The following is a 12,790-nucleotide window of genomic DNA, read 5'->3' as shown; positions in this document are numbered from 1 at the left end:
CGATCCACGCCGTCGGACACGGAGCGAGGACCCCCCTTTCGAACCGGAAAACCAACGGACCGCTCTGGGCGGGCGGTCCACCGGACGAGAGGGAAAAAGACTCATGAGTTCAGTTCTGCGTCCTGCGGCAACCAGCCAAGATCAATTAATTCCGGGCCAATACAGGCCCGTGACCTCGGATTTCGCAATAGCTCCGCCGGTGAGCGTCGTCATACCGGCGATGAACGAGGCGGAGAATCTTCCTTACGTCTTCAAGACACTCCCGGACTGGATACACGAAGTGGTCCTGGTCGACGGGAATTCAACGGACGACACGGTCCGCGTCGCCCGTGAACTGTGGCCGGAGGTCAAAGTCGTCGAACAGCGCGGCAAGGGCAAGGGGGACGCGCTGATCACCGGATTCGCCGCCTGCACGGGCGAGATCATCGTCATGGTGGACGCCGACGGCTCCGCGGACGGCGGCGAGATCGTCTCCTACGTCTCCGCGCTGGTGGGGGGCGCGGACTTCGCGAAGGGCTCGCGGTTCGCCAACGGCGGCGGCACGGACGACATGACGCCGATCCGCAAGCTCGGCAACCGGGTGCTGACCTCGGTGGTCAACCACAAGTTCGGCGCCCGCTACACCGACCTGTGCTACGGCTACAACGCCTTCTGGAAGCGGTGCCTGGACGAGATCGCGCTGGACTGCGCCGGGTTCGAGATCGAGACCCTGATGAACATCCGGGTCGTCAAGGCCGGGTTACGGGTCCAGGAGGTGCCGAGCCACGAGTTCGAGCGCATCCACGGCGTCAGCAACCTGCGGGCGGTCCACGACGGGCTGCGGGTGCTGAGAGTGATACTGCGCGAGCGGTCCGGGCGGCAGCGCGGACAGCGGACCGCGGCCATGGCGCCGGGCGCGAGCCGCGGGGAGGTGTCTTGAACCAGTCCCCCGGGCCGGGCGCACCGGCGTCCGGCCCGCCGGCCGTCTCGGTGATCGTCTGCGTCTACACCGAGGACCGCTGGGAGGACATCCTGGCCGCCGTCGCCTCGGTGCGCGACCAGTCGGCGCCGGCCCACGAGACGCTGCTGGTGGTCGACCACAACGCCGCGCTGCTGCGCCGGCTCGCCAAGCACTACGGCGACGACGGCGCGGGCGCCGCGGCCGGCCCCGGCGAGGTGCGGGTGCTCGCCAACGCCGGGCCCCGCGGCCTCTCCGCGGGCCGCAACACCGGCGTCGCCGAGTCCACCGGCGAGATCATCGCCTTCCTCGACGACGACGCCGTCGCCGAGCGGGACTGGCTGCGCCGCTTCGCCGACGCGTACGCGGACCCGCGCGTGATGGCCGTCGGCGGCCGCACCGCGCCCGTATGGGAGTCGCGCCGCCGGCCGGCCTGGTTCCCCGAGGAGTTCGACTGGGTCGTGGGCTGCACGTACCGGGGGCTGCCGCCCGGCCGGGTCCGGGTCCGCAACGTGCTGGGCGGCAACTCGTCGTTCCGGCGGACCGCGTTCGAGGCGGTCGGCGGGTTCGCCTGCGGCATCGGACGGGACGGCGACCGGCTGCCGCTGGGCTGCGAGGAGACCGAGCTGTGCATCCGGCTCTCCCGCGCGATGCCGGGCGCGGTCCTGCTCATCGACGACCGGGCGGTGATCCACCACCGGGTGCCGGCGGCCCGCGAACGGTTCCGCTACTTCCGTACCCGCGCGTACGCCGAGGGCCTGTCCAAGGCGCTGGTCGCCGGCAGCGTGGGACAGCGGGAGGGGCTGGCCACGGAGCGCCGCTATGTGACGCGGGTGCTGCCCGCGGGCGTCGCGCGAGGCGTGCGCGACGCACTGCTGGCGCGCCCCGGTGGGGCGGGGCGCGCCGGCGCCATCGTGGCCGGGGTGGCCGCCGCGGCGGGCGGGTACGCGCTCGGCAGCGTACGGGCGCGGCGCGGAGCCGGCCGGTTCGTGATCCCGCCGGCGGTCGCGCCGCCTGGCCCGCCGGAGCCGCCGGCGGACGGGGCGCACGACGTGGAACAGGAGCGGCACCGGTCGCGGGGAGGCGAGCGGACATGAACGGCGCGGTCAGAGGCACGGCCGTGAACGGCGCGGCGGGAAAGAGCGGACCGAACGGCCCGGCGAGGGACACCGGCCCGGTGCCGATCCTGATGTACCACGCGGTGGCGCACGCCCCCGCGCGGGCGGCGCAGGGGCTGTCGGTGTCGCCGAACGCCTTCGCCGAGCAGCTGGAGCTGCTCGCCGAGCGCGGCTGCACGCCGCTCACGGCCGGGCAGTTGGCCGGGGCGTGGCGGGACGGCGACCGGCTGCCGCCGCGGCCCGTGCTGATCACCTTCGACGACGGCTACGAGGGCGTGCACCGGCACGCCCTCCCCCTCCTCGCCCGGCACGGCTTCGCGGCGACCCTGTTCGCGTCCACGGGGTGGCTGCGCGGCGCGCACGAGGGCAAGGGAGCGCCGGACCTGATGCTCCACTGGGACCAGGTGCGGGAACTGGCGGCCGCCGGGATGGAGATCGGCGGGCACAGCCACACGCATCCGCAGATGGACCAACTCACCGACGAACGGCTGCGGTTCGAGGTGGAGCGCTGCCGGGAGATCCTGGCCCTGGAACTCGACGCCCCGCCGGTCTCCTTCGCCTACCCGTACGGCTACTCCAGCCGCCGGGTGCGGCACGCGGTACGGGAAGCCGGGTTCGGGGTGTCGCTGGCGGTCGGCAACGCCCTCGCCGCACGCCGGCAGGGCCCGTACGCCCTGGAGCGGGTCACGGTGCGCCGCTCCACGGACATCGGCGAGTTCGAGCGGCTCGTCGAGGGCCGGGCGCTGGGCCGCAACTTCGCCCGGGACCACGCCCTGACCAAAGGGTACGCAGTCGTCCGCAGGGCCCGCCGGGCCGCCCGGCGCTGTTTCCCCGGGGGGTGAAGCGCGACCGCGGCCGAGGAGCGGTACGAGCGGCACGACCCCGTACGAGCGGCGGTCTCCGGCCCGCCCGGAGCCCCAGCGTGAGGCAATCTTCGAGGAAGGCAGCCGAAGCCCGTGTCTGACACGACCACCCGGACCGAGGAGCGCCAGGAGCAGCGGCCGGCGGGCCGCATACTGCGGCTGCGGGGGCGGGGCGGCGGCTCGCCGCTCTTCCGCAACGCGTACGCGCTGATGCTCAACACGGGCATCAGCGCGAGCCTCGGCATGGGCTACTGGCTGGTCGCCGCCCGCTACTACTCGGCGGACTCGGTGGGCCAGGGTTCGGCGGCCATCGCCGCGATGAAGCTCCTCGCCGGGCTGACCGCGGTGACCCTGACGGGGGCGCTGGCCCGCTTCATCCCGATCGCGGGGCGGGCGACGGCACGGCTCGTCTTCCGCACGTACGCGGGGAGTTCGGTCGTCGTGGCGGTCGCGGCGTCCGTCTTCCTGCTGACGCTGAACCTGTGGGGGCCGTCCTACCGGTTCCTGCACGGGCCGCTGCACGGCTTCGGCTTCATCATCGCCGTCGTCGCCTGGTCGCTGCTCACCCTCCAGGACGGGGTGCTGACCGGGCTGCGCAGCGCGCTGTGGGTACCGGTGGGCAACACCGTCTTCTCGGCGGTGAAGCTGGCGCTGCTGGTGGGGCTCTCGGCGGCCATCCCGGCCACCGGGGTCTTCGTCTCCTGGATCGCCGCCATCGCGGTGTCGGTGCTCCCACTGGGCTGGCTGGTCTTCCGGCGGCTGGTGCCGCGCCATGTGGAGCGCACCAAGGAGTCGGCGCGGCCGGTCTCGTACCGGGAGATGGGGCGCTTCCTGGCCGGCGACTACACCGGCTCGCTGTTCTCGCTGGCCGTGGTCTACCTGGTGCCGGTGATCGTCGCCGCGCAGGTCAGCTCCGCGGACAACGCGTACTTCTACATCACCACCACCATCGGCGGCACCGTCAACCTGCTCGCGATCAACATGGGCGCGTCGCTGACGGTGGAGGGCTCGCACGACCCGGCGCGGCTGGCGGAGAACTGCCGGGCCGCGCTGCGCCGGATGGCCCGGATCATGCTCCCGGTCTGCCTGCTCCTCTTCTTCCTGGCCCCGTACATCCTCAAGGTCTTCGGCGCGGGGTACGCCCAGGCGGCGACGCCGCTGCTGCGCTGGTTCGCGGTGGGCGCGGCGCTGCGCGTGGTGATGGAGGTCTACTTCGCGGTGCTGCGCGCGCAGAGCCGCACCTCCGGACTGGCCTACCTCCAGGGGCTGCTGTGCGCCCTGGTGCTGGGGCTCACGCTGTTGCTGCTGCCGCGCATGGGGCTCACGGGCGCGGGCGTCGCGGAGATCTCCAGCCTGGCCGTGATCGTCTCCATCGCGACGGTCAAACTCCGCAGAATCCTCGCCGCGCACCCATCCGCCCCGCCCGTCAAGATCACGGCGGAGGTGGCCGCACCCGACGGCGACCTCGCGGACCTGGCCGCGGACGGCGACAAGGGGGACGCGGCCACGGTCGTCCGGCCCCGGCCCGGTACGGGCGAGGAGAAGACCGGCGCGTACGGCACGCGGTGGGCGCTGCGCCAGGCGCTGGACGCCGACACGGTGCCGCTCGGGGTCCGGCTGGACTTCGACCATCCGGAGCGGCGGCCGGATGTGCGGCACACCCCCGAGGGCATCAACGAGCCCCCTCCGGAGGACCGCCCCCGGCCGGGCCCGGCGGCGATCCCCTCGCAGCAGGACGGCGGGCCGCGGTGGGCGCACACGCTGCGCTCGACGCTGCCGCTGGGGACGAACCCTTGGCGGTGGTCCGCCGCGCCGCCGGAGAAGCCTGAGGCGGTGGGGAAGTCTGAGGTGCCGAAGAAGCCTGAGACGCCGGGGAAGCCTGATGCACCAGGGAAAGCCGAGCGGTCGGAGCGGGAGGAGCGGCTGGAGAAGGCGGAGCAGTCGGAAAAGGCGGAGAAGACAGAAAAGGCAGAAAAGGCAGAAAAGGCAGAAAAGCCCGAGCGGCTGAAGTGGCCCGAGATGCGGATGCCCGCCGCGCCGTTGCCGGCCGCCGCACCGACCCCTCCCGCCCCCGCTCCCGCTCCCCCGCCCCCCGTGCCACCCGCCGTGCCCGCCGCCGCGCGGCGCGTCGCCTCGGCCGCCGCCGGTCGCGTGCCGTCGTGGATGCGGGCGCCGGAGCCGGGGATCTGGCTGCTGCTCGCCGCAGCGCTCGGCCTGTACTGGCTGCCGCTGCGGACGCTGGGCGATGTGTCGCTGGACGACATGGGCGGGCTCGGGCTGATCTCGGTGCTGCCGGGGGCGACGCTGCTGGGGGCCGCGCTGCTGGTCCTCGCGTTCGCCTCCGCGCTCTGGCTGGGGCGGCCGAGTCGCGGGCTGCTGCTGGCGATCGTGCTGCTGACGGTGGTGTCGCTGCACGCGGTGCCCGCGGTGCTGGAGAGCGAGCCGAGGTTCGCGACGGCGTGGCAGCACGTCGGTTTCCTGGACTTCATCGACCGGACCGGCACGGCGGCGCCCGATCTGGACGCCCGCTGGAGCTGGCCGGGGTTCTTCGCGGCCGCGGCGTTCGTCGCCCGGGCGTGCGGCGTGGACGACCTGTCCGGGGTCTTGCGCTGGTGGCCGCTGGCGGTCCAGTTGCTGTATCTGGCCCCGTTCATGCTGCTGCTGAAGGCGGTACGGGCGGGCTGGCGGGCGAAGTGGACGGCGGCCTGGCTGTTCGCGCTGTGCGGCTGGGTCGGCCAGGACTACTTCTCGCCGCAGGCCCTGAACTACCTGATCTATCTGCTGTTCGTGGCCGTGCTGCTGGTGTGGTTCCGCTGGCCGCGCCCGCTGCGCGGCAGGCGGCTGCCGGGCGAGAGCGAGGTCGATCCGGTCGGGCGCAGGGAGCGGGCGGTGCTGCTGGCGGTGCTCATCGGCCTGTTCGCGGCCTCGGTCGCGAGCCATCAGCTGACGCCGTTCGTGATGCTGGGCGTGCTGACCGTACTGGTCCTGGTGCGCCGCTCGACGCTGCGCGGACTGCCGCTGCTGTGCTGCGTGATGCTGGTGGTGTGGGTGGGGTTCCTCGCGGAGCCGTACTGGTCCGGCCACTTCGACGAGCTGTTCGGCGGGCTCGGCTCGCTCGGCGGCAACCTCGACTCCTCGGTCTCCGGCCGCATCCAGGGCGGCAGCAGCACCCACAAGCTGGTGCTGTACACACGGGTCGCGCTCGCGGCCGGCATGCTGGCCTTCGCCGGGTACGGCTGGCTGCGGCGGCGCAAGGCCGGGCTGAGCGACGTGTCGCTGGTGGTGCTCACGGCGGTGCCGTTCCTCGCCTTCGGGATGCAGTCGTACGGCGGCGAGGTCGCGCTGCGCGTCTTCCTGTTCGCGCTGCCCGGCGCCTGCGTCCTGGCCGCGCTCGCGATCTTCCCGCGGACCGGCGGCGGGCGCGGCGCGCTCGGCCCGATCGCCGCGCTGCTGGCCGGGCTCGTCCTCATCTTCGGCTTCCTGGTGGCCCGTTGGGGCAACGAGCAGTTCGAGCGGGTGCGGCCCGGCGAGGTCGCCGCGATGGACTACGTGTACGCGCACGACAAGCCGACCGCGCAGGTGTTGTGGCCGAGCAGCGACCCGGTCAACAGCGTCACGCCCGCCATGCCGTGGGGCGCCCGCGACATGGAGCGCGTGAACTACCGGGCGACGCAGGCCCCCCGCGACCCGGTGGTCGTGGACGACCTCGTCGAAGCGCTGCGGGACGCCGGCCCCAACGGGTACCTGATGGTCAACCGCAGCCAGGCGGTGTCCCTCCAGCTCGACTCGGGGTACGCGCCGACCTGGGAGGCGCGGCTGCTGCGCGCCCTGGACGCGCGGCCCGAGCTGCGCCGGGCGCTGTCCAACGCCGACGCCACGGTCTACGAGCTGGCGCGGCGCCCGGAGGGCCGGGCCGCGGAGCCGGCCCCCGGACCGGTCGGGCCGAAGGTCACCTGGACGCCGATGTCGGTGGTGGGCGGGCTCGCGGCCGTAGCGCTGCTGGCCCTGCTCTCGGCGCGCGAGCTGGTACGCGTGGGCATGCGGTCTGGAGTGCGGCAACTGCGGTGGCTCCAGGGCAGCTTCTGGTTCTCGCTGCCGCTGCTGGCGGTGCTGCTGGCCTCGCTGGTCCACCGGCTCTGGACCATGTCGTAGGGGCCCGGTGCGCCCGTACGGACCGCTCCCGGGTCCGTACGGGCTCCGCCCGGTACTGCCGACTCCAGCCGGGACTACCGACTCCGGCCGGGACTGCCGACTCCAGCCGGGGCTAGCGCTTCAGCCAGCGCACGCCGTACGCGTCCATGTCGAAGCTCCGGCCGTCGACCGACGCCTTGATCCCGCGGTCGAGGGTGTTGACGACCAGCACGTCCTTGTCGGAGGCGACGGTCAGCACATTGGGCCGGTCGTCGGCGGCGACGTCGACCTGGCGCAGCCGGGTGCCGGGCGGGAACGCCTTCTCGAAGCGGGACAGCAGCTCCATCATCGGCAATTCCTTGCCCCCGCCGCCCAGTTCGGTGGAGCGCCACAGGCAGCCGGGGCAGGCGGCGCCGGTGTTCTGCGGGTTCCAGTAGAAGGCGGCGGCCACGCCCGCGCGGGCCATCCGCAGCAGCGCGGCGGCCTGCACGGCGGTGCGGTGCTCCTCGGTCCAGCCCTTGCGGTCGTCGTTGGCGTCGGGGGGCTCCACGTACCACTCGGCCCACCAGACGGGCAGGTGGGTGGTCCGCCGCAGCCAGGTGGTGACGTCGGCGAACTTCTGGGTGGCGGCGAACTCGTCGGGGATGAGCCGGTCGTCCTCGCGGGTGTAGCTGGAGCCGTCCACCGCGACGAAGTCGGCGCCTTCCTTGTGCCGGTTCCAGTACTCGACGGCGTCGAGGGAGCGCTGGTCGATGACGCCCCAGGGGCCGCTCAGCGTCGAGGCGTTGGTGGCGTCGCCCGGCGGGTCGCTGTCCATCACCGCGTAGGGACCGCCGACCTGGTTGTCCGGGTTCCGCTTCTTGAGCTCCTGGTAGACGAGGTTGTAGAGCTCGGTGTAGCCCTCGTAGTCCCAGCGGTTCTTGTCGTTGTCGTAGAACCCCTTGAGCTCGTTCCAGACGATGAAGTGGCGGATGTCCGGGTAACGTTCGGCGATCTTCCCGACGAGGTCCGCGAAGTCCTGGTAGTGCTCGGGCTCGGGGGCCTTCTCCAGGGACTTCCTCGACCAGTCCGTGTCGCCCTCGGAGCCGCCCTTCATCCAGTCGGGGGCGCAGCACAGCGTGAGTACGGGCGTCGCGCCGGTCTTGCGCATCAGCTCGACGCGCCGGTCGAGGTCGCTGAAGTCGTACGTGCCGGGCTCGGGCTCGGGGTTGTCCGCGCCCCAACCCATGATGTGCTGGTTCTGCGGCATGGGGTCGGCGGACAGCAGCTCGTCGGCGGACTTCTTGGCGGCGCTCCCGCCGTGGTCGGCGCTGTACTGGGTGTGGGTGAACCCCCATCCCAGCTCGGTCGTCGAGGAGCCGCCGGGCTTCTTCGGGGTGCCGTACACCCCGGTGCTGGTGGAGGACCCCGGTTCGGCGCCGCCGCCCGGCCAGCCGCTGCACAGCGTGAAGACCACCGCGAGCGCCACGGCGCCGGCCCCCATCAGGGTGAGGATGCGCCACCGCGCCCTCACCCGCGCCCGTAACCCCGCCCGTCCCCCACCATGACGCCCCATAAAGGGCAAGGGTATCGGCGGGCGCACCGCTTCCGGGGGCTTCTGTCCGAACAGTTCGCCAACTCCCCGGCGCGCCCCTCGTGGGCTGCGCGGGAAGGGGAAAATCTGTGTACGCCGGGGCGTTACGTGCCGGATCATGGGGGCATGTGCGCCGAGAACCACCCCGCGACCAGGAGGCAGACCCTGCCCACGCCCCCCGCCGAAGCCGTCCTCCCCATCCGGCTGAACATGGACGACAGCGATTCCTGTTCCGATGTCGTCGACGCCCTGTTCCTGGGCCGGTTCACGACCGGCGAGCAGCCGTACGCCCGCAGCCACTCCGTCGACCGCGTCAGGTCCGGCGCGACGCTGCTGCCCCCCGCGGCGAAGGTGGTGCGCTCGGCGCGCGACGACGACCGCAGCGCGACCCTCGCCGAGGGCGACGGCTGGACGCTGCTGGTCTCCCGCTGGAACCGCGGCGCGGACGTCACCGTGACGGCCACCACCGACGAGCTGGCCGAGCGCGTGCTGGGCCAGGCGGTCGACGGCGCGGAGGACGAGCCGGAGCCGCAGCCCGACCACGTCACGATGGGCTTCTGGTACGTCTCCCCGCGGCGCGGGCCGCACCGCACGACGCGGCGGATCTCCGCCGGCACGTGGGACGAGATCCGCCCCAACTACACCGCGCCGGTCGCGGACGCCATGGGCCGGCTGATGAAGGTCACCCCGGACGACATCGCGGGCCGGCTGCTGCTCCTGCACGGCCCGCCCGGTACGGGCAAGACCTCGGCGCTGCGCACGCTGGCCCGCTCGTGGCGGGACTGGTGCCAAGTGGACTGCGTGCTGGACCCGGAGCGGCTCTTCAACGACGTCGGCTATCTGATGGACATCGCGATCGGCGAGGACGAGGGCACGCCGAAGGGCCGGTGGCGGCTGCTGCTCCTGGAGGACTGCGACGAGCTGATCCGCGGCGAGGCGAAGCACACCGCGGGCCAGGCGCTGTCCCGGCTGCTGAACCTCACCGACGGGCTGCTCGGCCAGGGCCGCAACGTCCTGGTCGGCGTCACCACCAACGAGGACCTGGAGCGGCTGCACCCCGCGGTCGTACGGCCGGGCCGCTGCCTGGCCCGGATCGAGGTCGGCTCGCTGACCCGCAAGGAGTCGGTGGCCTGGCTCGGCCACGAGGACGGCGTCGGCCGCGACGGCGCGACGCTGGCCGAGCTGTTCGCGCTGCGCCGCGGTACGGGGCCGGCCTCGGTCCCGGCGCAGCACGAGGGCGCGGACGCGGGCCTGTACCTCTGACGGCCCCTATCAGAGCTGTCAGTTCTGCCAGCTCTGGCACCCTGACATCCGGTAAGCCCCGGAACCTCTGAACAGCGGGAGGCAAGCGGTGAGTTCGGCCTCGGTGAACGGCATAACGGTCGGCTATGACGACGAGGGCGGCGGCGCGCCGCTGCTGCTCGTGCACGGCCATCCCTTCGACCGCTCGATGTGGGGGCCGCAGGCCGCCGCGTTCGCGAGCGCGTCGCGGCGGGTGATCGCCCCGGATCTGCGCGGCTACGGCGAGTCGAGCGTCGTGCCGGGCGTGACGCCGCTGTCCGTGTTCGCACAGGACCTCGCCGCGCTCCTCGACCATCTGGAGATCGAGAGCGCGGTGATCGGCGGCCTGTCGATGGGCGGTCCCAACACTCCTGACTACCAGTTCTGAGCATACGCGCACGTCAGGGAACACAGAAGCCCCGCCCGGCGCGTGGCCGAACGGGGCTGGTGGCGCTGTCTGCGGGGAGCGCTATGGGCGCGTGCGGAGTTCTGCGCGGGTCGTCATGCCTAGCTCGACGCCGTAAATGTGGTCGGGGCAGACGTACAGGGTGTGTCCGGGGCCGCTCGCGGTCTCTATGTAGCGGACGGCTATCGGTGCGCTGGTGAGCGTGCGGCAGACGCAGCAGGTGGCAACCACGGCGGGCGGGACGGGCCGGAACAGCTCTTCGGCGGTCATGCGGCCACCGCCCGACGCACGGGGGTGATGTTGGTCGTGGGGTGATCGAAATCCGAACCGAGTTCCGCGAACGCGAGTGCCCACCATCGTTCCTGCTGTTCGAGGGTGAGGTGTTCGACTTCTTTGGCCTTGAAGATCGCTTGTGCCTGCGCGGAGGTCGGTCCAGTGCCCCATGACTTGCGCCAGGTGGGCATGGTGTCGGTCTCGGTGGTCGGCGTGGTCTCGATGGGGGCCGGTGCGCTGTGTCGCCCTCGGGCGGGAAGCAGCACGCGGAGTATCCACGTGAGGGCACGGCGAACGATAGGGTCACGCATACGTCGTTCAGCTCCTAGTCAAGCTGTTCGGTGAGCCCCGATGGACCGGGCCTAATCGGTCTGTCGGGGCGCTTTCATGTTCGACGGTAGGGCAACTGGTCTACCTTCGTCTATAGAGATACATGTACGTATAGGGAAGAGCCTCCACATGGCCAGTTGTCTACTGTCCTTCTATGACTGCATCCGAGATTGATCACGAGTCCCCGACGCCGGTCTATCGGCAAATCGCAGCGTTGGTCATCGCTGACATTCAGAGCGGGGCTCTGCCTGCGAACCGACGGATCCCCTCGGAAGCTTCCTTGGTGCAACGCTTCGGGGTAGCTCGCGAGACCGTCCGCAATGCCGTGCGGTTCCTCCGCGAAGAAGGCCACGTGTTCACCGTTCCGCAGCGCGGTACGTACGTGTGCGAGAGGGGCGGTGGTGGCGACAACTAGTGAGTCTGAGCGCAGAGCCCCGCCCCGGCCGACCCCGCTTCACGGGAAGAGGCGTGCGACCGGGACGGGAGTCTCATTCACTCACGTGGTCCGTGGTGTCCAGCCGGAGCCCGAGCGGGGCGTAGATGTCGACCCGCCCCGTCCCGCAGGTCGTATAGCGCCACTCGCCGGCGTTCCTGACCCACCGACCCACGCGATCACACAGGGGCATCATGTCGCCAAGTCCCGCGACCGTGCCGCGCGTTGGAACATGTGCGTACCCAAATTCCGTAGCGGTACGGCGAGTGGTCATCATGACCCTTCCCTCGATACCGGGCTGTGCTTCGACGCCTTGCAGCGCGCAATGCGAACACGACAGTCCGAAACCGCACTCGCGTCACGCGCGTTCCGCGCTTGGACCAATGCCTTTATCTGCGCTCGGCAGTAGGCACAGGACGGGAGAGGTTCTTCAATCATTTGCCTGGCCTTTCCGGACACCGGCAAGGGCCCCTGTCCGGTGTGTGGGGCCGCCGCCCCGCCGACTCCTCGGGGGGTAGCCGACAGGGCGGGGCATCTAGGGGTGGCGGGACGCGATCACGGCCAAGAGCCAGAGCGATACCACCACTGCGACCACGAGCCCGGTCGCCAAGAGGGCGACGGCGACCCGTTCGCGGGTCATGCCGCGTCGCCCCCAGTAGGCAGCGCGCGGGGCTGAATGACTTCGCCAGAGACCACGCGCACCCCACCCGGAGGTTCCAGCGTCACGTAGTCGCCGAAGTTCCGGCGGTAGCGGGTGTGCCCGGTGTCCTGCGTGTGGCGGCGCATCCACTCCTCGACCCATTCCGCGCCACCGGAGCGGATCATCTCCCCGCAGTCCTTTTCCTCGCCCGTGACGCACACGGCGCTGTACTCCGGGTACGTGGTCGCGTCCTGTTCGAATGTCCACGTCATGTACCGGAAAGTGCGGTTCACTTCCCTCTCCTCATGATCAGTTCATCGTCGGGGCCGAGGATTTCCCGCAGTAGCGGGCTGTCGTCGGGTGCACCGCGTGACTCCTCGGCATCTTTGATCCGCAGGGCAAGCCGCATGATCCGCGCCTCGTGCGCACGCGACTCGACCGGGCGATAGATCGAGGTCACGGCCGCGTAGGCTTGGCGCCGGTGGGGTGCGACAGCTCGCACAGGAAAAGAGAACTGGCCGTACAGCGACCACCAGTCGCAGACGGCACCGTAGGCGCGCTGGAGCCGCTTCACGGTCCGCTCGCCTGATCCTCGTTGGTGCGCCCGGCTCTTCATGAGAACACCCACATCATCCGGCCCAACTCGGTTCGGACACGGGCAAGTACGGCCCGGTCGGTGCGGTACTCGCTCGCGGGAAGCCACCACGCCGGAGCTATGCGCCACGCGCCACCCGCCCGGATCACCGCGTCAACCACCGTGTCCTTGTAGTCGGTTCGGGGTACGGAATGCTTGCGCGTGGTCATA

General features: G+C 71.5%; 12 protein-coding genes and 1 pseudogene. 7 read left to right on the top strand and 6 right to left on the bottom strand.

Annotated features, from left to right (window positions below):
- Nucleotides 1-103: 103 nt before the first annotated feature.
- From AB0I22_RS06240 to AB0I22_RS06225, 4 genes are all read left to right on the top strand, one after another.
- A complete protein-coding gene (locus tag AB0I22_RS06240; RefSeq protein ID WP_363129477.1) occupies nucleotides 104-919 on the top strand; it encodes a glycosyltransferase family 2 protein in 816 nt (271 codons plus the stop codon).
- A complete protein-coding gene (locus AB0I22_RS06235; RefSeq protein ID WP_363129476.1) occupies nucleotides 916-2,034 on the top strand; it encodes a glycosyltransferase family 2 protein in 1,119 nt (372 codons plus the stop codon). Before AB0I22_RS06240 ends, AB0I22_RS06235 begins: the two co-directional genes overlap by 4 nt.
- 92 nt (nucleotides 2,035-2,126) lie before the next feature.
- Nucleotides 2,127-2,897 (top strand): polysaccharide deacetylase family protein, encoded by a 771-nt coding sequence (locus AB0I22_RS06230; protein WP_363129775.1) that lies wholly within the window; start codon nucleotides 2,127-2,129, stop codon nucleotides 2,895-2,897.
- A gap of 114 nt (nucleotides 2,898-3,011) precedes the next feature.
- The gene (locus tag AB0I22_RS06225) at nucleotides 3,012-7,070 is read left to right on the top strand and encodes a lipopolysaccharide biosynthesis protein (protein ID WP_363129475.1); all 4,059 of its coding nucleotides are present in this window, start codon (nucleotides 3,012-3,014) and stop codon (nucleotides 7,068-7,070) included.
- A gap of 112 nt (nucleotides 7,071-7,182) precedes the next feature.
- On the opposite strand, the gene AB0I22_RS06220 is transcribed toward AB0I22_RS06225, so the two are convergent.
- Nucleotides 7,183-8,532, bottom strand: a complete 1,350-nt coding sequence (locus AB0I22_RS06220; RefSeq protein WP_363129474.1) for a xylan 1,4-beta-xylosidase — start codon at nucleotides 8,530-8,532, stop codon at nucleotides 7,183-7,185.
- A 216-nt stretch (nucleotides 8,533-8,748) separates the two neighbouring features.
- On the opposite strand from AB0I22_RS06220, the gene AB0I22_RS06215 reads away from it, so the two are divergent.
- Together AB0I22_RS06215 and AB0I22_RS06210 are read left to right on the top strand one after the other, a co-directional pair.
- Nucleotides 8,749-9,885: a DUF5925 domain-containing protein gene (locus tag AB0I22_RS06215; RefSeq protein WP_363129473.1), complete on the top strand. Its 1,137-nt coding sequence runs from the start codon at nucleotides 8,749-8,751 to the stop codon at nucleotides 9,883-9,885.
- Between the two features lie 88 nt (nucleotides 9,886-9,973).
- A pseudogene (locus AB0I22_RS06210) lies at nucleotides 9,974-10,264 on the top strand (alpha/beta hydrolase); the annotation flags it as partial.
- Nucleotides 10,265-10,372: 108 nt separating this feature from the next.
- Here the strand turns inward: AB0I22_RS06210 and AB0I22_RS06205 are convergent.
- Both AB0I22_RS06205 and AB0I22_RS06200 read right to left on the bottom strand, forming a co-directional pair.
- The gene (locus tag AB0I22_RS06205) at nucleotides 10,373-10,579 is read right to left on the bottom strand and encodes a hypothetical protein (protein WP_363129472.1); all 207 of its coding nucleotides are present in this window, start codon (nucleotides 10,577-10,579) and stop codon (nucleotides 10,373-10,375) included.
- A complete protein-coding gene (locus tag AB0I22_RS06200; protein WP_363129471.1) occupies nucleotides 10,576-10,848 on the bottom strand; it encodes a hypothetical protein in 273 nt (90 codons plus the stop codon). Before AB0I22_RS06200 ends, AB0I22_RS06205 begins: the two co-directional genes overlap by 4 nt.
- Nucleotides 10,849-11,066: 218 nt before the next feature.
- Here AB0I22_RS06200 and AB0I22_RS06195 point away from each other — a divergent pair, with 218 nt between their 5' ends.
- Nucleotides 11,067-11,327, top strand: a complete 261-nt coding sequence (locus tag AB0I22_RS06195; protein ID WP_363129470.1) for a GntR family transcriptional regulator — start codon at nucleotides 11,067-11,069, stop codon at nucleotides 11,325-11,327.
- A gap of 654 nt (nucleotides 11,328-11,981) precedes the next feature.
- Here the strand turns inward: AB0I22_RS06195 and AB0I22_RS06190 are convergent.
- From AB0I22_RS06190 to AB0I22_RS06180, 3 genes are read right to left on the bottom strand one after another with little or no spacing between them, the layout of a single operon-like run.
- Nucleotides 11,982-12,278, bottom strand: coding sequence for a hypothetical protein (locus AB0I22_RS06190; RefSeq protein WP_363129469.1), 297 nt, complete (start codon nucleotides 12,276-12,278; stop codon nucleotides 11,982-11,984).
- On the bottom strand, nucleotides 12,275-12,559 hold the full coding sequence (locus tag AB0I22_RS06185) for a hypothetical protein (protein ID WP_363129468.1): 285 nt from the start codon (nucleotides 12,557-12,559) through the stop codon (nucleotides 12,275-12,277). Before AB0I22_RS06185 ends, AB0I22_RS06190 begins: the two co-directional genes overlap by 4 nt.
- Nucleotides 12,560-12,597: 38 nt before the next feature.
- Nucleotides 12,598-12,789, bottom strand: coding sequence for a hypothetical protein (locus AB0I22_RS06180; RefSeq protein WP_363129467.1), 192 nt, complete (start codon nucleotides 12,787-12,789; stop codon nucleotides 12,598-12,600).
- Nucleotide 12,790: the final 1 nt, after the last annotated feature.

The sequence above is a fragment of the Streptomyces sp. NPDC050610 genome, from assembly GCF_040654875.1.
In the GTDB taxonomy this organism is placed as follows: Bacteria; Actinomycetota; Actinomycetes; order Streptomycetales; family Streptomycetaceae; genus Streptomyces.
The sequence above is the reverse complement of the archived record's forward strand: the minus strand, read 5'-3'. Positions and strand labels throughout refer to the sequence as shown.